Source organism: Schaedlerella arabinosiphila (genome assembly GCF_003885045.1).
GTDB classification, from domain to species: domain Bacteria; phylum Bacillota; class Clostridia; order Lachnospirales; family Lachnospiraceae; genus Schaedlerella; species Schaedlerella arabinosiphila.
Genome location: NZ_RHJS01000002.1, coordinates 3,712,382 through 3,730,835, shown reverse-complemented (window position 1 = coordinate 3,730,835; position 18,454 = coordinate 3,712,382). Strand labels below are relative to the sequence as shown.

Here is an 18,454-nt window from a genome sequence, read left to right as displayed (position 1 = left end):
TCCTGCGGTCTGGTATTTTTTTGAGAAGGCTGTGCCTAAACAGGACAAATAGACAGTAGATGTATAGAGAAGAATGCGGCTGGAGTTTGGGGCTGCATTCTTTTTTTGCTGTGCGCGGCAGATTGCCGGGTTTCGGGACAAGATAAACGAAAGTTGATTTCAGAGGGTTATTGTAAAACTGTTTTTTGTCGATATAATAACAAAGACTGGAACGGAAAAAATTGTAAAAATGGAAAGGATGAGAGAATGAAGAAAGATTTTACCAACAGAAAAGTTGTTAATTCGATTGGCATTGGTTTTTTGGCAATGATCACTTCCGGTACTCCGGTTCTGGCAGCGCTGAACAATGCAATGAATGAAAACGAAGCAGCGGACCAGACCATGGAGACTGATCTGCCGACGGATGCAGCGGCAGCTACACAGAATGCGGAAATTATGGATGTACTTACCGGGACGCAGGAGGTGATCCAGAATGTGCAGGTTGAACTGAATCAACAGGCGGAAGATTTTGGAAGTCGTTCCGAGGAAAACGTGCAGGAGGTGGTTCCGCCTGCAGAAGGCGGAGCGGCGACGGATCAGCAGCCCCCGGCAGAACCTTCGGACACCCAGCAGCCTCCTGCAGAACCAGAAGGATCTCCGGAAGAAATGCCGCCGACGGAGCCTGCGGACACCCAGCAGCCTCCGGTAGAACCAGAAGGATCTCCGGAAGAAATGCCGCCGACGGAACCTGCGGACACCCAGCAGCCTCCTGCAGAATCAGAAGGACAGGATGCGGAAAACACGCCGCAGACACCGCAGGAGGAAGTGCCTCCGGTGGATACAGAAGCAGGGGCAGAACCGGAAATACCGGACGGGAATCAGCCGGGGACACCGGACAATGCGGATTCTGTGCAGCCTGACAGCGAGCCCGGAACAGAAGAAAAAGAAGAAGTGAGTCCGACGATTGACGATTACCTGGAAGAGACAAAAAATGCGGTTGAGAAAATTAAAACAGATATCGAAGAATTGGACAAAAAGAATCAAGAGGCTGCGGATGCGGTAGAAGATTATAAAGAAGCAGTAGCAAACCCGAATGACTACATAGGTTCTATTGCAGACAGTGTTTCAGATGCGAGTTCCCAGGTTGTGGATGCAGTGGCATCGGTAACGGAAGATGAAAAGACGGCGAGAGAACAGGCACAGATTGCAGTAGACGCGCAGGCCAAAACATATGAAAGCAGCGAAGCTGCCGCAGCAGCAAAAGAGCAGGCTAAGCTTGCTGCGGATGCAGCAGAAGAAGCTTATAAGTCAGCGCAGGCTACAGTAGAGGAGGCGGAGAAGCATAAAAAGACCGCGGATGAAAGACTGACTGATTTAGAAAGACAATTAGCCATAGCGGATGCTTCCTTACATGACATGCAGGTTAAAGTTCAGGATGCGCAGGAAATGCTGTTATCAATCTTGGAAGAATATGGATTAACTCCGGGTGAGTTTGATCCTGAAAATCTGAGCGGGGCAGCCGGGGAGGCATATAAGAATGCACAGAAGGCATTGGAATTGGCCGAGGCAGAGCTTGCAGGGACACAAAATAGCTACCAAGACATTGCCGCACAGGTAGAAGCAGCATCAAAAGACTTTAAAGAAGCAGAGCAGGCATTGAATAAATCGAACCAGTCGATGGAAAATGCAGTATTGAATCTGGAGAATAAAAGAAAAGAGTGGGAAGAATCCAAGGTTGATGTGCTGATTTCCGTTTATAATAGTAGCGTTGCTGAAAGCGATAAAGTGAATTTTACTTTAGAAGATACGGAAAAGGCGCTGCAAAAGATGCATTGAATGATGCAAAGGAAATAAAGGAAAATGCGGATGATGTATTGGCGAATGCAGAAGCGGCTGTTGAGGCGGCAAAGAAAGAAGAAACTTTAAAAGCTGAGGAAGCGGCAGAGTCAGCTAAGGAGGCAGCAGAAGCGATTCAGAAGAATCTCGAAGATGAGGAGGCTATAAAGAAAGCAGAAAGTGCAAAGGCATCGGCAGAAGAAGCGGCAGACGCAGTACAGCGGGCTTTGAAATGCCTTGGATCAGCAGGGAAGACTGCTGAACAGGCTCAGAAAGATTTGGAACAGGCAACTGAGGATTATGACAAGGCAAATACAAATTATGAACAGGCCCAAAAAGTGTATGATGAGGCGAAAGAAGCATTTGAACAGATTCAGGAGAGTGCAATTAAAACACAGATAGAGGCTGTAGAGAAAGCGCAAAGCGAATTTGATTCTGACAAGGATGAGGGTACTAAAGCATATACATTGGCTAAAGAACTGATTTTATTCCAGCTTATTAGTGATGGCAAAGGAATAAAGGAAGTAAAAGCGGGAGAAAAAAAGAAAAAAAGCAGGGAGATAATTGTTACAGACACAGAAGGTGTCGAAACAAAATATTGGTTTAATATCGGTGATGAAAAACTAACAATTTCGGCAGGAACTGAAGTTTATACTAGTATTGATGTGTTTAAACAGAAAAAAGAAACTTTTAATAATGAATATATAGAGAAGGAAAAATCTCTCGAGAGTGCGCAATCCAATTTGGCTACTTTGAATGAGGAGTTGACTAATGCATCAAAAGCAAAAGATAAGGCCCAGATTACAAAAATATTAGTGGATATGAATGACGCACTTAAAGCGGTTCAGCATGAGGCAGAATCTCTCGTTAAGGCCGAAAAGGAGTTAAAGGATAAAAATAACGCGAGTAAACTCATGGATACATTGAGCACCAAGTTAAATAACCTGATTGAAGGAGGAACAAAACTCGATCAGGCAAAAAGCACATTGGAGAATGTAACGGATGCACAGGCGGAGTTAGAAGCTGCAATTAAGAAACTCGGGGATCTGTCTGCTCAGGAGGAGTGGGATCAGGAAGCATACGATCATTTATTAGCTGAATACAACAGGGCAAATACCGATCATGCCACCGCTGTTGAGGCATTGCAGCAATGTGTTTCCGGACTTAATCGCACAAAAACACAGAAAGATCGTGCGAGAATCGCAGCAAATGCAATATTCGATTTTATTTCTGACAAGAATGAAAATCCGACAAATCCGACACCGCCGGAAACGAATCAGCCGACAACACCAACACCGACGCCGCCGGAAACAAATCAGCCGACAACACCGACGCCGCCGGAAACGAATCAGCCGACAACGCCGTCACAGCCCGTAAATCCGATTCGGCCAATTTACGGTACGCTGATAGACAACGTGACCTCCCCCATCATTTCAAATCCGAGAGTACCTGCAGGGACTGGTTACGTCTATACAGTTGGCGGGCAGAGGACATACACGGCACCTGCGGGAGAAACACCTGAGGGAGCCGCAGCGCCGGAGAACCTGGTCAGTGTGGAAGAAGGCGCAGTTCCATTGGCAGAGGTTGGCAAGAATAATAAAGATAATACCAGCACCATAAACAATAAAAAGACAACCCGTACCGTCAGTGATGAAAAAGTTCCATTAGCGGATATTGAGACAGAGGACAGCAGGGCTTCCTGGCTGTGGATACTGCTGATTGCCCTGCTTGGAGCAACAGGAACGGAATTGTACATAAGGCATAAAGAAAAGACAGAGCAGGAAAGAAAATTGAAAGGCAATAAGAAGGGGTACGCGAAAATCTGAGTGCTTAATTGAAAGAAAAATGAGAAGGGTGTGAAGACCGAATGTATGTCTTCACACCCTTTTTTGATACCACTGTATGCAGAAAAGCTGCCGGCGGCAGGCTATCGGTATAAAGTTATTCCCCATCCAGCAGCGCCTTCGGCGCAATCCGCCGCACCTTCAGCGACAGCAGACACACAGCCAGAAAGGCGAACACGATCAAGCCCACGCCCCCGGCTGTGATCAATCCGACAGGAACGGTGAAGGTACATTTTACAATCCCGATTCCCCGCAAAAACAGGGCGGTGAGAGGATTGATGACCAGTGCGCTGACGGTAATCCCCAGAACGGTTGATACTATGACTGCAGGCATGAAGCTGAGCGCCGTCTGCAGGATCAGCTGTCCGGTTGTAAAGCCCAGCGCCTTCATGATCCCGTAATCCCGCTTTTTGCTGTTCAGCAGGGTTCTTACAAGGAGGTACAGCACAAATATAATGATCACTGCGCTCAGCACGACGACCGCAATCACAATGATCGTCATAAGCGAGACATAGATGGTTGCCGTGCCCTCCATAGTGGAAAAAATATTGATTGTTAAATAGATATCCGAGCCAAATTTTTTGCTGACATCTTCGTTGAAATCGTCGATATCTACACCGTCCGCAGTATTGATATAGTAGCTTTCATCCTGCAGCCGGCCCATGCGTTCATATCCGCTGCGGGTGAGCAGGCAGTCTTTTCCGAGATTATTGGAAATCTGTGTAAAGCCGGAAATGAGATACCGGGCCTTGCGTCCGTCCGCAGTCAGCGTGATCTCGTCCCCGATCTTTAATCCTTTTTCACGGGCATATTTTGCGGCAATTGCCATTTCATTGTCGTATTTTGGAAAACGCCCTTCAAAACAGACATTTTGGTTATTTGCATCTGCAAAATCTTCGGAAACCGTTGCCATCAAGGCGATGCCGTCTACATGCCGTACTTCCGTGGTGTGGTAGAGGTAGATTTTCCGGATTCGGTCGTCGTCCTCCATAGCCTGCAAAAATTCGGACTGGATTTCCGGGTTGATATTAATGCAGGAATCGGCCGTTTCCCCAGCGATCAGATTGAGGAAAGGGTCCATGTCTACAATCATATTTTCCACCATGAGTCCGGAAAAAACGACCACAAGTGAGAGAACCAGCATGGTAATGCAGACGGTCACATTCTGCTTGATTCCTGACAGGGTGGTTTTCAATGCAAGTGCGAGGTGGAGCGGCGCGCCGGTATTCTCCAGCGGCACATGGTTGCGTTTGAAGCTGTGGGTCTGCAGGCCCTGGCGCAGAGCCGCAATGGGCTCGATTTTTTTAATCCTGCGGGAAGCAAGCCATACAGCCAGGGCAACGGAGCCGTTGGTGACAGCCAGTGTGAGCAGGGCCGGAAGCGGCAGGAACCGTACCGTATAGGGAATCCCTGTCTGGACGGTCATCATGTCGTTGAGGGACGGGAACAGGCAGTAGGAAAGCCCGATGCCGGCCAGGGAAGTGATCCCTGTAATCCCCAGAAACTGGAGCAGCAGCGTGGAGATCAGTTGTCCCGAGGTATAGCCCACGGCCTTCCAGGCGCCCAGGCTTTTCATATTCTCCTGGATGTAGTTGATGACATTGGAAACGATCACTACCAGGGCGATCAGGATAACCAGAAATGCCATCGCGCATACGATTCCCGAACAAATCATCTGGGAAATATACCGGGAGGAGGAGACCAGCGCATAGGAATTGCTGACGGCGCGTACATCCGGAAAACGGGAGGACACGGTATTTTTCAGAAATGCCTCAAAATCCTCGCTTTCCGACTTGTCATGAAGCCGGACGGAAACCAGGGTGGAGTGGGGGACACCGTTCTGCTTTTCCAGCTTCTGATATTCGTCCTTTGTGAGCAAAAGCGCGCTCATGTAACAGTTGTGGGAGCCTGCCATAGCGCTGTTGAAAAAGCCGCATATGGTAAAGCTTTCCGTATGGTTTCCGATGTTGATGTCAATTGTCTTGCCGGGGGACTGATAATCCCCGGTGCTGTAGAGCATGGGAATGTAGATTCCGTTTGAAAATGTGCTGTCTTTTGTCAGTTCGACCCTTCCCACAGAACGGTTTAAGGCGGCTTCTTTTTCCAGGAAAATGAGGACTGTGTTGACTTCCCCGCTGTTATACTCAAAAGAACCGGACATGGAGATACAGTCCTCCATGCTGTATTCGGCAGTTCGGGAATCCTTCTCCAGAGTTTCGGTCACAAAATCACGGAGGTCTGCATCGCTGCTGCTCAGTGCAAGCGTCACATGTTCCGCATTCAGGCGGTCATGGCATCGGTTAAAATTGCGCTTATAATCCAGGGAAAGCATAAGCCACAGGTTCAGCATAAATGCAGCAAGCAATATAAGGACCGTGATCGCCGCCGCCTGGCCTTTTGCACGGCGCAGGTTGGAACGGGCAATGAGAATACATTTTTTCATGCTACCACCCCATTTCTTCCAGGAATGCGGACAGCTTTTGGTGACGGTTGGGATCTCCGCTGACATATCTGCCCAGATCGCATTCCCCCAGGATTACGCCGTCTTTTAAGTATAAGATGCGGTTGCCTCTCCGGGCGGAACGCATGTCGTGGGTGACCATGACCAGGCTTTGCCCCTGTTCGTTGAAGCGGGTCAGGGTATCCAGAACGTCTAACCCGGTTTTTGAATTGAGCGCGCCCGTAGGCTCGTCGGCAAAAAGGATTTCAGGATTGTTGATCAGTCCGCGGACGATGCCGGCACGCTGGGCTTCGCCGCCCGAGATCTGGGTGGGAAACTTTTTCTGCGTTTCCTCGGAAATCCCTACCTCCTGGAACAGCTTTCCGGCGCGTTCTAAAAGCGCCTTTTTGTTCTTATTTACCAGAAGCCCGGCAGAAAGGACATTATCCATTACAGACATTCCGTCAATGAGATAAATCTGCTGAAAGACGAAGCCGCAGTGCTCCCTGCGGAATACCGCCAGACGGTCGGGACTGTAGCCGGATATCTCCTTTCCGGCAAATGTGATGGTGCCGAGAGTCGGCGTATCCATTCCCGAGAGGGCATACAAAAGTGTAGATTTCCCTGCGCCGCTGGCCCCCATGATCACGGTGAAATCGCCTTTGTAGAGTTTCAGGTCAATATTTTTTAAAACGTGCTGCAAAGCGCCTCCGGTGGAGAAAGATTTGCTTAGACTGTCTGTTTTTAACAAGATTTCTTTCATGATAAACCTCCTTTATACAGGTTTATTTTACGATTTTGAATCTTAAATGTCTTTAGGCAAACCTTAAATAAGTCTTAAATCTGAAATCAAAAATCCGCAGTATCTTCTTCTTGACAATCAGAAACAACCGGATTATAATGAACAATGTTCAATTTAAGGGGGTTATGATTATGAACACCGTGGTTACATCGAAAGAAGCCATTATGCAGGTATGCAGGCGCATCGTGGCGGAAAAGGGCATGAAAGCGCTGAATATGCGGCTGGTTGCGGATGAATGCGGCATTGCGCTGGGAACCTTGTACAACTACTACGCGGATAAGGACGAGCTGGTGCTGGCTGTCGTGGAGAGTGTCTGGAAAGATATTTTTCACGCAGGTTTCCAGGAAGGAACAGAAGTCTCTTTTTGCGATTTTACGGCCGGGCTGTATGGGCGCATCCGGGCGGGGGCTCAGGCGTACCCGGGTTTTCTGACAGGCCATTCCATCAGTATTGCCAGTGCCAGACATGGCGAAGCCAAAAGCGCCATGGAGCATACCTTTGCCCATATGAAGGCCGGGCTGCTGGAGGTGCTTCGAAACGACCCCTGTGCTGCGGCCGATGCGTTCACACCGTCCTTTTCCAGGGAAGACTTTGTTGGGTTTGTACTGGATCACTTACTGGTTCTGCTGGTACAGGGACAGGCGGACTGCAGGATACTGCTGGAGATGATCCGCAGGGTAGTCTATAAATAAAAAAGGAGAATAAACAATGAAAAAGTATCTGAATATTTCCCTCGTTTATGCGATTGCCGCTATGGCGGGCGGCGTTTTCTACCGGGAATTTACCAAGTTCCAGGGCTATACCGGCGTGACTGCGCTGGGCAAGGTGCACGCCCACCTATTTCTGCTCGGAATGCTGGTTTTTCTGGTGGCAGCCTTGTATGCAGCGCGTTATGATCTGGAGACGGTCAAAACGTTCCGGGCATTTTTATGGACCTACAATCTTGGCGTTCCTTTGACCGCAGTCATGCTTCTGGTACGCGGTGTGACCCAGGTAATGGGGATGAACCTGTCCGCTGCCGCCGATGCCTCCATCTCAGGAATCGCGGGCATCGGCCATATCCTGACCGGAACCGGGATCATTTTGCTGATCCTGTCCCTCAAAAAGCTGGCGGAGAAATAAATCATGAGTCAACCGCTGTAGGCAATGTATACCGTTGCCTTCAGGCCGTGCGCTCCATTTTCCAGGAGGAGCCTTCCATGCATTTCTTTCATAAAATAGTCAGAAATGTAAAGGCCCAGGCCGGCGCCTTCGATATTTTCCGCATTGGTTCCGCGTTTGAATTTTTCTTTTAACAGCGGAAGCTCCTCTTTTTTCACTCCGCCCCCGAAGTCTTCTACAGTGACGGCAAGAAAACGCTCCTGCCGGGACACGGACAGATCAATCTTCGTCCCCGCGTATTTATAGGAGTTGGCAAAGAGATTGTCGAATACCTGCTGCAGACGGAGCCGGTCTGCATATAAGAGGCAGTCGGGAACCTGGGGGAGGGAACCGCGGTGAAGATAATCGGCGCTTTCAAAAATCTCGTTTAGTTCGCGGCTTGCCATGTCCGAAGGAGCGACGGTCAGTTGGCGGAGCTCCTCCAGCGCGGCGGTGAACAGATTGGTTATGAGAGAATTGATCTGGTCCGCCTTGCGGATGATCTGGGTGTAGTTGTCCAGGATTTGTGCCGTCAGCGGGCCTGGCTCTGCCGGGTCAGATCCATCTGCTCCAGGGAATGTTTGCGCTGAAGCAGGCGCAAGTTCGTATGAAAGCTTTTCCGTCAGTGCGGCTCCCACCTCCGAAGCGGCCTTGATACTTGCCACGGGGGTTTTGATGTCGTGGGAGAGCTTGGCGACAAGTTCTTTTTTGTCTGTTTTGGCTTCAGCCTCCGCAATTCTTGCCTTTTTCAGTTCAGAGCGCATGATATCAAAGCTTTCCGTAAATGCGCCGAAAAGATTTCCCTTATCCATTTCCAGAGGAACATCCAGATTGCCGCCTGCGATGCGCTCCGCAAAGCCCTGCAATTTGCAGAAGGGCCGGATCACAGTGCGGTTCAGATAGAGAAGATACCAGACCGTGATGCAGCACTGCACGCACAGGGCAGCAGAGAGAAAGAGGATGGTTTTCTGCTTCTGGGCCTGCAGGATCTGTGCATCATTATTGTAAATGATGATTTTTCCGGCTATGGAACCGTCGGATTGGATATCCAGGATGGTGTCCCTGTGGGCGACAGCCGTAAGGAGGCTTTCGCTTAATCCGGGCCGGGTTCGGAAGAGAACCTCTTCTTCCAGGTTCAGCACGACAAACTCCAGGTCTGTGGGATTCGTGTATCCGCCGGTATCTCTGGAATCCGTATTGTCCTGCGGCTGACGGGATTCGGTTTTTAAAGGCTGCGTTTGCAGATACTCCCAGTGCTCCTGCACGGAATGAACCGCTTCATTGACAGCCACAGTATCCTGGGACAGGCCGGGGCTTCTTACTGCGAAAACCAGAAGAGCCCCGATTTCCATGGAAAAGAGAAGAATCAAACTGAAAAAAAGTGTGCGATGTTTCATTTTCTGCCTCCGCAAAATCTATAGCCGTCGCCCCAGACGGTGAGAATATATTCCGGCTTTCCGGGCGTCCGTTCAATGGCCTCCCGTATTTTCCGAATATGTACGTTCAGCGTTCCGTCGCCTGTAAATTTATCCTCCCAGACATTTTCAAACAATTCCTGCTTTGAAATGACTTTATTTTCATGCCGTATCAGATAGGACAGTAGCCGAAATTCCAGAGCGGTCAGTCTGACGGGACTTCCGCCGGCCCTCACCTGCCGGGTGTCAAAATCAACGGTCAGCCAGTCGTCGCAGTAGGCAGAATCCCCCTGTTCCCCGTACCGTTTCAGGACGACTTTCACTTTGGCCAGGAGGACGCTGAGGGAGTAGGGCTTCTGTATATAATCGTCGCCGCCGATATTTAATGCAATGATCTGGTCGTCATCGCTGGTACGCGCGGAGATGAACAGAATGGGGACGTCTGTTTTTTCGCGGAGTTCCCGGCATAATTCGAAACCGCTGCCGTCCCCCAGGTTGATGTCCAGCAGCAAAAGCTGTGCGGTATGTTCCCGAAAAAAATCCCGGCATTCGTACACGCTGTATGCGGCTGCCGTTTTTACACCGAACAGGTTAAAATATTCGGCCGTGCTGTCTGCAAGGAGCTTCTCATCATCTATGATGAAACAATCGTATTTCATGGCGGACCTCCAGGTTGGAATGTATATTAGCTTTCTTATTTAGTATAACGGTTTGCGGCTGGAATAGCAATGTTCTGGATTTTAAAATAATAGAACATATGTTCTAAAAAGCGTTGACATGAAGACACGGGTGTGATATACTGTAACTATACAGAACAGTAGCAATATATCAAGGGATCAGGAAGAGGAAAAGTGGTGTAGATTATGGAATTTAGTCATGAACTGATTATGCCGAACCAAGGGTTTCCGTTCAAGATATTCCTGTTTGAGGGCGGGGATGGGAATTATTTCCGGGATAAGCACTGGCACAGGTCAGTGGAGTTATTTGCGGTTTATGAAGGTACGTTAAAATTTTATCTGAACGAGGAAGCATATCCGCTGCAGACAGGCGAATTTATGCTGGTAAATTCCAACGAGATCCATTCGGTGGATTCCCCGGAACCGAATCGGACCATCGTGCTCCAGATTCCCCTGAAGACATTTGAGGATTATTATACAGGGGAGCGGTTTATCCGTTTTACACATGATCCGCTTCCCCAGGACGGACAGGTTATGAAGCTGATCCGGGAGATCCACAGGGCTTATGAGGAAGGGGCCTGCGGATATGAGATGAAGGTAAAGGGGCTGTACTATATGCTGCTGTATCTTCTGGTGACGGAATACCGGGAGACGGACGTGACGCCGGACATGGTGAAGTGGCATAAGAATTTAAACCGCCTGTCGCTGATCACGGACTATATTAAGGAAAATTATGCAGCGGACCTGTCGCTGGAAGCGCTGGCAGGGATATTCGGATATTCCCCCACGTATCTCTCCAGGATGTTTCAGAAGTATGCGGGCATCAATTATAAATCCTATCTTCAGAATATCCGTGTGGAGCGCGCGTTCCAGGAGCTTGCCAATACGGAGCATACGATCAGCGAGACGGCGATGAACAATGGATTTCCCAACAGCAAGGCCCTTGCAAAGGCATTTCAGAAGAAGTATGGGATGCTGCCCAGCGAGTACCGCGGCAAAAGGACAAGAAAGTGACATAGATTAGATAATTTATAGGTGGATAAGTACAAAAAAAGTTGTTATTATGGTTTCATAGATGTGAAAATCGACAAATATATGAAGGAGGAACCATGATGAACATTCAGAAAGTAACAGACCGTTCCTTTGGCAGGTATGGAAAGGTTCTGGAAGGGTATGACCTTGCCGGGATTCTGAAAGAGATGGAGCATACGCCTCTGCCGAAAGAAGTGATCTACGTTCCGTCTGTGGAAGAACTGGAAGCCCTGCCGGAGGCAGAGAATTTTAAGAACCGTGCCTTTGGCGGACTTCCCATCCAGATGGGTTACTGCAATGGGGACAATGACAAGCTCAACGCCCTGGAATATCACCGTTCCAGCGAGGTGAACATCGCAGTGACAGATATGATTCTGCTGTTAGGCGCACAGCAGGATGTACAGGCGGATTATACGTATGACACTTCTCTGGCGGAGGCATTTTTTGTACCTGCGGGCACGGCGGTGGAGATGTATGCCACAACGCTGCACTATGCGCCCTGTACGGCAGCAGAAGGGGGCTTCCGCTGTGTAGTGATCCTCCCGGCGGGCACCAATACGGAGCTGACCTTCCCGGCCGGCGGATCCGGGGAAGACCGGCTGATCACGGCAAAAAATAAATGGCTGATCGCACATCCGGAAGCTGGAATTGAAGGCGCTTTCTGCGGATTGAAGGGTGAAAATATCTGCATTGCGCAATAAGGGAGCGAAAAAGCTGAGGCGACGGCAAAAAAAGTCGTAAGCAGACAATGAATATAAGGCTGCAGGCGTATCCACGCAGGGATTGCATGGATATGCGGCACATCAAATTTAAGATTAGAAAGGCGGATACATATTATGAAGAACATGCCAGAACTGAAAATCGGAGTTGTTGCAGTAAGCAGAGATTGTTTTCCGGAAAGCCTGTCTGTATCCAGACGGGAAGCGTTGATGAAGGCTTATAAGGAAAAATACGGGGAAGAGGATATCTATGAATGCCCGATCTGCATCGTTGAGAGCGAGATCCATATGGTACAGGCCCTGGAGGACATCAAGAAGGCAGGCTGCAATGCGCTGGTCGTTTATCTTGGAAACTTCGGGCCGGAGATCTCGGAGACACTGCTTGCAAAGCATTTTGAGGGGCCGAAGATGTTTGTTGCGGCTGCGGAGGAGACCGGAAGCAACCTGATCCAGGGAAGAGGGGATGCTTACTGCGGAATGCTCAATGCAAGCTACAATCTGAAGCTGCGAGGTGTCAAAGCTTATATTCCGGAATATCCCATCGGGACGGCGGAAGAGTGCGCGGATATGATTGCTGAGTTCCGCCCCATTGCAAGAGCGGTTATCGGTCTGAACAGCTTAAAGATCATCAGCTTCGGCCCGCGCCCGCTGAATTTCCTGGCATGCAACGCGCCCATTCAGCAGCTTTACAACCTGGGGGTGGAGATTGAGGAAAATTCCGAACTGGATCTGTTTGAAGCATTCAACAAACACGCGGGAGACGAGCGGATTCCGGCAGTCGTAAAAGAGATGGAAGAGGAGTTAGGAGCAGGCAATAAGAAGCCGGAGATCCTGGAAAAGCTTGCCCAGTATGAGATCACCTTGAAAGACTGGATCGAGGATCATAAGGGATACCGCAAATATGTGGCGATTGCAGGCAAGTGCTGGCCGGCATTCCAGACACAGTTCGGATTCGTGCCCTGCTATGTGAACAGCCGTCTGACCGCGCAGGGGATTCCGGTATCCTGCGAGGTAGATATCTACGGCGCGCTGAGTGAATTTATCGGAACCGTAGTCAGCCAGGACGCAGTGACGCTTTTGGATATCAACAACAACGTTCCGGCGGATATGTATAAAGAAGAGATTGAAGGAAAGTATTCTTATACCCACAAGGATACCTTTATGGGATTCCACTGCGGCAATACGGCATCCAGCAAGCTTTCCTTCTGCGAGATGCGGTATCAGCTGATTATGGCAAGATCCCTTCCGGAGGAAGTGACGCAGGGAACGCTCGAAGGCGATATCAAGCCCGGCGATATCACGTTCTACCGTCTGCAGAGCACTGCGGACAACAAGCTGCGCGCATACATCGCACAGGGCGAGGTGCTTCCGGTGGCAAGCCGTTCCTTCGGCGCAATCGGCGTATTCGCAATCCCGGAGATGGGCAGGTTTTACCGCCACGTCCTGATCGAAGGCAATTATCCCCATCACGGCGCCGTGGCATTCGGCAATTACGGAAAGCCGCTGTTTGAGGTGTTTAAGTATATCGGCGTTCCGGTAGAGGAGATTGGATACAACCAGCCGGCAGGCGTGCGTTATCCTACGGAGAACCCATGGAAATAAAAATTGTGCGGGATTCGCTGCTGTGTACAACGCAGGCGTGAACGGCGGCCGGCAGGATACCGCAAGAATCAGCATAGATTTTAACTTTGTGATCAGAGCGTGTTTGGAGGAACTTCCGGCACGCTTTCATCACAGGAGAAAGAGAGGAAAAACAGATGTTATATATCGGAGTTGACCTTGGCACCTCAGCAGTGAAGCTTCTTCTGATGGATGAGCAGGGAAAGATCCATAACATTGTATCAAAAGAATATCCACTGTATTTTCCACATTCCGGATGGTCGGAGCAGAATCCGGAGGACTGGTACGAACAGTCGGTGGAAGGAATGAAAGAACTGATCCGGGACTGCGACAAAAGTCAGATCGCAGGCATCAGCTTCGGCGGGCAGATGCATGGGCTGGTGGTACTGGACGAGCAGGATCAGGTGATCCGTCCGGCGATCCTCTGGAATGACGGACGGACCGGAAAGGAAACGGATTATCTGAATGAGGCTGTCGGGAAGGAAAAGCTGTCGGAATATACGGCAAATATTGCATTTGCGGGATTTACGGCGCCGAAGCTCCTCTGGATGAAGGAAAAGGAGCCGGAAAATTTTGCAAAGATCGTAAAGATCATGCTGCCAAAGGATTATCTTGCCTATCGGCTGAGCGGCGTACATTGTACGGACTATTCGGATGCTTCGGGCATGCTGCTTCTGGATGTGAAGAACCGCTGCTGGTCCAGGGAAATGATGGAGATCTGCGGCATCACGGAGACACAGCTTCCGAAGCTCTTTGAAAGCTATGAAGCGGTAGGGACGGTCAGGCCGGAACTTGCGGAAGAGATTGGTCTGCCGGGGCAGGTCAGAGTGATCGCCGGAGCCGGGGACAACGCAGCTGCAGCCGTGGGAACAGGGACTGTGGGAGACGGCATGTGCAACATTTCCCTGGGAACCTCCGGAACCATCTTCATTTCCAGCAAATCCTTCGGCGTAGACGCCAACAACGCGCTCCACTCCTTTGACCATGCGGACGGATATTATCACCTCATGGGCTGTATGCTGAGCGCGGCATCCTGCAACAAGTGGTGGATGGATGAGATCCTTAAGACGGCGGAGTATACGAAGGAGCAGGAAGCGATCCAGAAGCTGGGAGAGAACCAGGTGTTTTATCTTCCCTACCTGATGGGGGAGCGCTCCCCGCATAACGACCCGCAGGCAAGGGCGACCTTTATCGGAATGACCATGGATACCACCAGGGAAGACATGACCCAGGCAGTGCTGGAAGGCGTGGCGTTTGGTCTGCGGGATTCTCTGGAGGTGGCGCGCAGCCTGGGAATCCAAATCGAACGTACCAAGATATGCGGCGGCGGGGCGAAGAGCCCTCTCTGGAAGAAGATCATTGCGAACGTGATGAATCTGAAGGTGGACGTAATCGAAAGCGAGGAAGGGCCGGGCTACGGCGGGGCAATCCTTGCGGCTGTTGGCTGCGGAGAATACGGCAGCGTGGAAGAAGCCGCGGGAAAACTGGTGAAGGTCGTAGATACCGTTGAACCGGAAGAAGAGCTTGTGGCGAAGTATGAGGAACGCTATCAGAAGTTCCGCCGGATCTATCCTACCGTGAAGGGGCTGTTCCGGGCGTTGGCAGAGTGATTGGCAGCAGGGGGTTACTGTGAGCACCCAAAGGGTGTGAACGGTAACCTGTAACAGCAGGGTTTGTCCGCGGTGCAAAAAAAGGATCTTGCGCGTGAACAGGCCCTGTGATAGAATTATTTTATTCATGGTGATTCAATCCATGAGATCTGATATCTGGTGATATACCATCAGGGGATTCTCTTCCCGGAATACCAGTAAAACAGCAGCAATGTAAATATCAAGATGAAAACCGGTCTGTTTTCAGATGATGAAGTAAAGGAGCGTGAAGTATTTGAACAGAATTTATGGAATTTTGGCGTTCGCACTGCCGGCCGGGCTGTACGGCGCGGGAAGAACTGCGGCTGTCTGCCTGTTTTTCGCGGTATTGTACGCAGTGGCGCGGGCAGATAAAAGGACGATGAAAATTCCGGACAAACTTGTATGGACTGCATTAGGCATCGGCCTCTTTTCCATCCCCCTGTTTCCGGAAATCGGATTGCCGGAACGTATGCTTGGCATGTGTTCCGCCAGCCTGCTGCTTCTGGGGATCGCATTGTGCGTGCCGGGAGCTTTCGGCGGAGGGGATATCAAATTGATGGCTGCCTGCGGCCTGTTTCTGGGGTGGAGATACAGTCTGCTGGCGTTGGGGATTGCGGTATTCGCCGGAGCTGCATATGGAATCCGGCTGCTGGCAGCGGGAAAAGCAGACCGAAAGACGCAGATCGCATTCGGCCCGTTTCTGTGCATCGGAATGGCCGCCGCAGTTTTGTGGGGAGAGCAGATACTTTCCGTTCTTTGGTGAGGAGTGATGATTCCAGTCAGCGTTTCATATCCCGCGCATACTGCTTCACATAGGCTTCAATCCGCTCCATCTGTTCTGCGGTTTTTGGATTCGAATAGGGAATCCTGCGGATGATCCTGGAGATAAAATCGTTTTCCTCAATGATATCCATGCTTTCACGGAAGTTAATATCAAAGAAATACGCCACATAGGATACCCAGTAATCCATTGTCGTTTTGCGGTCTGCGGAGAGGATGCATTTGTTTTGGAATACAGCATCATAAATATTCGGAGAAATCTCCTGCGTTCCGATCTCTTCCGGGGAAGCCCCCAGAAATGTTTCCGTTGCATCTACCAGCTTTACCCGGCAGTTATCCAGCTTGTCCGCATCCCGGATGAGCCGGGCATGGAGCAGTGCCCTGGCATCGGTTACGCCGGACAGGCAGTAATCGCTGTGCTTTGCGATGGCGGTCCGAATGATGGAATCCCAGGTGTTTTCCGGAAGGAACTTCCGAAGCATGCCTTCCTCAAAGAGTACCTGTACTCCATAGGCGGCATGATCCATCGTGTCAGGCTCGAAGCTGTCAAACCGGCGGAGCTGTTCAAACCGGCCCAGGTCGTGAAGAAGGGCAATCAGCTTTGCAAGCGCTGTATCTTCTTCGGAAAGCCGCATTCGGCGGGCAATGCATTCCGCCTGTCCGACGACACCGTAGGTATGGACGATCTTAAGGCGGACCTTGTCATCCGCGCGGTCATAATCATTCAGATAGGATTCAAAAATTTCTCTGGCAAAAGTATAGTTTATCATTGTCTGCCTCCTTGACTTCTGATTCTGAAAGTACTGCAGGAATTTTCAGAAGGGTGTTCCCGACGGTACTTTAGATTATAGTACAGCTTTTTACTTGATTTCAACCAGAAATTGAAATCAGGGATTATTCGTACAGTGTTTTTTCAATCTGCATTTTCAGATTTATGGGACATATTATACAGAAATTCGTACAAGATAATATTAGGAGTTTCATAAAGTATGAGAATACGGCGAAAGCCGATCAGATAAGAGAGGTGCAGCAGCATGTACAGGGAATCAATCTGGCAGCAGACCACGGCTATTCCGGCCAGGCCGGAGCTGCCTGGAAATATCAGTACGGATATTGCAATCGTAGGAGGCGGGCTGGCCGGGATATTGACGGCCCATTTTCTGGAGCAGAGCGGACGGCAGTGTATCGTCCTGGAGGCAGACCGGGTCGGGAGCGGGCAGACCGGACATACAACGGCAAAGGTGACGTCGCAGCACGGTCTGATCTATCAGAAACTGATACGATGCGCGGGAAAAAAGAAGGCCATGCAATATGCAAAGATCAACCAGGACGCCATTGAGCGGTACAGGATTCTGATTGAAAAATATAAGATCGACTGTGACTGGGAGGAATGTCCGGCCTGCCTGTATACGAAGGAAAGCGGCAGGGCTCTGCGTGACGAATATTATGCGGCAAAGGAATTGGGGCTGCCTGTGGAAATGAAAAAAAGGACGGAGCTGCCTTTTGCAGTGGAAGACGCGCTGTTCTGCTACGGCCAGGCGTGCTTTCATCCGCTGAAGTTTCTGCAGGTCATTGCGGAAAATATCCAGGTTTACGAAAAAACGAAGGTTCTGCGGGTGAAGCCCCATCTTCTGACGACCAGCCGGGGAACCGTGGAGGCAGAAAAGATCGTGTTTGCCTGCCATTATCCGTTTGTCAATAGGCCGGGGTATTATTTTCTGAGGATGCACCAGGAACGGAGCTATGTCTGTGCACTCAAAGAAGCACAGACGCTGCATGGGATGTACCTCGGCATTGACAGGGACGGGCTGTCTTTCAGACCGGCCGGGGAACTGCTGCTGCTCGGAGGGGGAAACCACAGGACCGGGGAAAATCCCATGGGAGGTCAGTATGAATTTCTGCTGCACCAGGCGGAAGTATGCTGGCCGGAAAAATGCTGGACTAAAGATGAAAATGTGATCCCCTGGTCGGCGCAGGATTGTATGACGCTGGACGGAATCCCTTATATCGGGCAGTTTGGCAGGAAGACAGAGGACTGGTTTGTGGCAACGGGATTTGGAAAATGGGGGATGACTTCGTCCATGGCTGCAGCCATTTTGCTTACGGATCAGATCTGCGGACGGGAAAATCCCTGTGGGGAGGTGTTTTCGCCCCAGAGGCTTCATCCCATGACGTCTGCCAAACCATTTCTTACGGAAGGGACATATGCGGCTGTAAACCTGCTGAAACAAACATTCGCCCCGCCCAAGGAAAAACTGGACCGGCTTTTACCGGGGCAGGGCGGAGTAGTGGAATACAACGGACAGAAGGCGGGAGTCTATAAAGCGGAGGACGGGCAGATCTTCGCGGTGTCTGTGAAATGCCCCCATATGGGCTGTCAGCTTGTCTGGAACCCGGATGAGAAAAGCTGGGACTGCCCCTGTCACGGGTCCAGGTTTGACTATCGGGGAAGGCTGATTGACGGGCCGGCACAGACGGCGGTGGATGGGGAGTTCCCCCGCAAACGGTGAAATATTTTTGCACAAGATGGGTGGGGTAT

The 18,454-nt window shown here is 50.3% G+C and carries 15 protein-coding genes; 10 read left to right on the top strand and 5 right to left on the bottom strand.

The window, feature by feature from the left end:
- The first annotated feature begins 246 nt into the window (after window positions 1–246).
- Window positions 247–1,815, top strand: a complete 1,569-nt coding sequence (locus tag EBB54_RS17865; protein WP_125128421.1) for a coiled-coil domain-containing protein — start codon at window positions 247–249, stop codon at window positions 1,813–1,815.
- Complete coding sequence (locus tag EBB54_RS17860) at window positions 1,812–3,641, top strand: coiled-coil domain-containing protein (RefSeq protein WP_125128420.1); 1,830 nt, start codon at window positions 1,812–1,814, stop codon at window positions 3,639–3,641. The genes EBB54_RS17865 and EBB54_RS17860 overlap by 4 nt, the downstream gene beginning before the upstream one ends.
- 115 nt (window positions 3,642–3,756) lie before the next feature.
- Here EBB54_RS17860 and EBB54_RS17855 read toward each other — a convergent pair whose 3' ends face one another.
- Together EBB54_RS17855 and EBB54_RS17850 are read right to left on the bottom strand one after the other, a co-directional pair.
- Window positions 3,757–6,102: an ABC transporter permease gene (locus EBB54_RS17855; RefSeq protein ID WP_162307167.1), complete on the bottom strand. Its 2,346-nt coding sequence runs from the start codon at window positions 6,100–6,102 to the stop codon at window positions 3,757–3,759.
- A gap of 1 nt (window position 6,103) precedes the next feature.
- Window positions 6,104–6,862: an ABC transporter ATP-binding protein gene (locus EBB54_RS17850; RefSeq protein ID WP_125128418.1), complete on the bottom strand. Its 759-nt coding sequence runs from the start codon at window positions 6,860–6,862 to the stop codon at window positions 6,104–6,106.
- 170 nt (window positions 6,863–7,032) lie between these two features.
- On the opposite strand from EBB54_RS17850, the gene EBB54_RS17845 reads away from it, so the two are divergent.
- A complete protein-coding gene (locus EBB54_RS17845; RefSeq protein ID WP_162307166.1) occupies window positions 7,033–7,593 on the top strand; it encodes a TetR/AcrR family transcriptional regulator in 561 nt (186 codons plus the stop codon).
- A gap of 16 nt (window positions 7,594–7,609) precedes the next feature.
- Window positions 7,610–8,023: a DUF2871 domain-containing protein gene (locus EBB54_RS17840; protein ID WP_125128416.1), complete on the top strand. Its 414-nt coding sequence runs from the start codon at window positions 7,610–7,612 to the stop codon at window positions 8,021–8,023.
- An 8-nt stretch (window positions 8,024–8,031) separates the two neighbouring features.
- On the opposite strand, the gene EBB54_RS17835 is transcribed toward EBB54_RS17840, so the two are convergent.
- Window positions 8,032–9,438 carry a HAMP domain-containing sensor histidine kinase gene (locus EBB54_RS17835; RefSeq protein WP_125128415.1) on the bottom strand — a complete coding sequence of 469 codons (1,407 nt, stop codon included), beginning with the start codon at window positions 9,436–9,438 and terminating at the stop codon, window positions 8,032–8,034.
- The gene (locus EBB54_RS17830) at window positions 9,435–10,115 is read right to left on the bottom strand and encodes a response regulator transcription factor (RefSeq protein ID WP_125128414.1); all 681 of its coding nucleotides are present in this window, start codon (window positions 10,113–10,115) and stop codon (window positions 9,435–9,437) included. The genes EBB54_RS17835 and EBB54_RS17830 overlap by 4 nt, the downstream gene beginning before the upstream one ends.
- A gap of 204 nt (window positions 10,116–10,319) precedes the next feature.
- On the opposite strand from EBB54_RS17830, the gene EBB54_RS17825 reads away from it, so the two are divergent.
- The 5 genes from EBB54_RS17825 (at window position 10,320) to EBB54_RS17805 (ending at window position 15,898) form a co-directional block, all read left to right on the top strand.
- A complete protein-coding gene (locus EBB54_RS17825) occupies window positions 10,320–11,147 on the top strand; it encodes an AraC family transcriptional regulator (RefSeq protein ID WP_125128413.1) in 828 nt (275 codons plus the stop codon).
- A 98-nt stretch (window positions 11,148–11,245) separates the two neighbouring features.
- Window positions 11,246–11,866, top strand: a complete 621-nt coding sequence (locus tag EBB54_RS17820; RefSeq protein WP_125130881.1) for a DUF4867 family protein — start codon at window positions 11,246–11,248, stop codon at window positions 11,864–11,866.
- 135 nt (window positions 11,867–12,001) lie between these two features.
- Complete coding sequence (locus EBB54_RS17815; RefSeq protein WP_004078190.1) at window positions 12,002–13,486, top strand: L-fucose/L-arabinose isomerase family protein; 1,485 nt, start codon at window positions 12,002–12,004, stop codon at window positions 13,484–13,486.
- 155 nt (window positions 13,487–13,641) lie between these two features.
- Window positions 13,642–15,114: a xylulokinase gene (gene xylB, locus EBB54_RS17810; protein WP_125128412.1), complete on the top strand. Its 1,473-nt coding sequence runs from the start codon at window positions 13,642–13,644 to the stop codon at window positions 15,112–15,114.
- 274 nt (window positions 15,115–15,388) lie between these two features.
- Window positions 15,389–15,898: a prepilin peptidase gene (locus EBB54_RS17805; RefSeq protein ID WP_125128411.1), complete on the top strand. Its 510-nt coding sequence runs from the start codon at window positions 15,389–15,391 to the stop codon at window positions 15,896–15,898.
- Between the two features lie 16 nt (window positions 15,899–15,914).
- Here EBB54_RS17805 and EBB54_RS17800 read toward each other — a convergent pair whose 3' ends face one another.
- A complete protein-coding gene (locus EBB54_RS17800; RefSeq protein ID WP_193554366.1) occupies window positions 15,915–16,685 on the bottom strand; it encodes an HD domain-containing protein in 771 nt (256 codons plus the stop codon).
- 264 nt (window positions 16,686–16,949) lie between these two features.
- Between EBB54_RS17800 and EBB54_RS17795 the strand changes: the two genes are divergently transcribed.
- Entirely contained in the window at window positions 16,950–18,425 is a 1,476-nt protein-coding gene (locus EBB54_RS17795; RefSeq protein WP_125128410.1) for an FAD-dependent oxidoreductase, read from the top strand.
- Window positions 18,426–18,454: the final 29 nt, after the last annotated feature.